The following is a 2,082-nucleotide window of genomic DNA, read 5'->3' on the forward strand; positions in this document are numbered from 1 at the left end:
TGGAGTGTCGGTTCGACCCCGACCACCGGTATCATTAATTTCTTCGGTAGCGAACGGGAATTACAGAAGAATTAAAGGAATATCAAGACATTAAACGTCTTTCTACAAATTGTAGGAAGGCGTTTTTTGTTGTATTTTTTGGCTGATTTCCACACGATAAAATAACTTCAAATCGTGTTCACTGAATCGTGTACACTGTGAAAGGAGTAAATCATATGGCTAAGTTGAAAAATATTATTAATGAAAGGGGATTTTTTGGGATAGAAAAGAAAATTATGTAGAATCATTTAAGGATGCCATTGAATTAATCGTTAAGAATTTGCGAATTGAGTAAATTTCAGATCATACACTATCCATTTTTTGATGAATGAATTTAAGGATTTTTTTCACTAGCTTGGGAGCTGGGAATTAATCCGAGCAAATTAAACTCCAAAAATTTCACTGATGAACCTGCAAAGGGAAATATAATTCTTTACATGAAGATTTATATTGGAAACAAAATAGTACCTTTTAATACACGTTACTTGCAAAAGTGCATTATTTAACACGATTATGATTCTAACCCGTGAAACAGGATTACGAGTAAATGAATAGGGGACTATCATTAAATGACAAACGGTGGGAAGATAGTTTACTCTTTATCACATATGCTAAAAAGGTATCGTGAAGGGTTAGCACCAATTTAAAAAGAAATAATCTGCAGATAAAAGAAAATATATAGCAATCCGTGGTTATGTTGAAGAGAAGCAATATTTGTAACGTTAGAAGGGACAAGCAATTCCAGTAATTATCTTTAAGAATATGTTAGCTAAATAACTTATTTAGCTGGTTCCTTGTGAAATTTGTAATTACAATTATCCTGTCCAGCATGTACAGGAAGTTTCACAGCTATAAACCAACTAGACGTTTACTAAACTTTTTGAAAAATAAAATAGAAAATACAATTTTACTGGAAATATTAGATCTTTTTTATTAAATTCCTGATAGAATATTGATTGAGTAGTGATTTGCCGTCATTTAAAATCTTTAATTGATGTTGCCTGTTGTCCTACTCTACCGGTGACACTGGGTGACCGTGTTGGTACCAGATTTGAATGGGTTTGAATCCCACAACTTGAATCTACTCACAGTATATTAGTGATGACAATTTTGCAGGTAAGACCTCCATTGTCACCACTAACTGTGAGTGGGTTTACTAAACTGAATTTAACTGGAATAAGGTGATTAAATGACAGAATTAATAATAATAATATCTGCTGCAATCATTTTGGTTGTAGGGAAAATTATTGAAAAAAAATTATTTGATAGAGTTACAATCTTTGAATATGAGAAAGGTATAAGATTTCATAAAGGAAAGTTTCGAGATGTTGTAGGACCTGGAAGATATACGATTGTTAATTCTACCACCCGTTTGGAAGTTTTTGATATGAGGCAGTCTGTTATGCAGATTAACGGACAGGAGTTATTAAGTTCTGACAATGTTAGCGTAAAGATTAGTTTAGCTGTTAAGTATCAGATTACAGATCCACAGGCAATTATTTCTCAATATGAAGACTATCAAGGGTATTTATACATGATGGTACAGTTTAAATTAAGAGAAGTTATTTCTTCCTTAGAAATTGATGACATTTTAGAAAATCGTAAAAATATTTCCAATAGAGTTCAAGATTTATTATTTGAGGACAAATCTTTATCCGGATTAATTATTTATTGTATTGATTTAAAGGACATTATGTNNGTTAACAGGTGATATAAAAAAAGTATATGTAGAAGCAATTAAAGTTAAAAAAGAAGCCCTTATTTCATTAGAAAAGGCACGGGGAGAAATGGCGACATTAAGAAGTCTTGCAAATGCTGCTAAAATGATGGAGAAAAATCCAGAATTGGTGAAACTTAGGCTTATTCAAACTATTGAATCTTCACAGGGAAACACTTTCATTATTGACACAAATCATCAAGTTAGAGAAGTACATGAGGAAAAGTAGGCTTAATTTACGAATAAAAAATTAGATAAAGCTGATTAATTATTAGGCTCTGTTAAATAATAATGTTGATATTTGAATAAAACGAACTGTTGTTCTA

The 2,082-nt window shown here is 31.4% G+C and carries 2 protein-coding genes; both read left to right on the top strand.

Features of this window, described 5'->3' with window-relative positions; translation table 11 throughout:
- Nucleotides 1-1,228: 1,228 nt before the first annotated feature.
- Complete coding sequence (locus V7083_RS23375; protein WP_335482574.1) at nucleotides 1,229-1,750, top strand: SPFH domain-containing protein; 522 nt, start codon at nucleotides 1,229-1,231, stop codon at nucleotides 1,748-1,750.
- 76 nt (nucleotides 1,751-1,826) lie between these two features.
- A complete protein-coding gene (locus tag V7083_RS23380; protein WP_335482576.1) occupies nucleotides 1,827-1,985 on the top strand; it encodes a hypothetical protein in 159 nt (52 codons plus the stop codon).
- The last annotated feature ends 97 nt before the right edge of the window (nucleotides 1,986-2,082 follow it).

Origin of the sequence: Bacillus sp. JJ1764, assembly GCF_036962145.1 — a bacterium.
Taxonomy (GTDB): Bacteria; Bacillota; Bacilli; order Bacillales; family Cytobacillaceae; genus Neobacillus.

Bases quoted from the DNA above. Each gene is read 5' to 3' on its own strand.
- V7083_RS23380 (WP_335482576.1), top strand. From the start codon at position 1,827: ATGGCGACATTAAGAAGTCTTGCAAATGCTGCTAAAATGATGGAGAAA.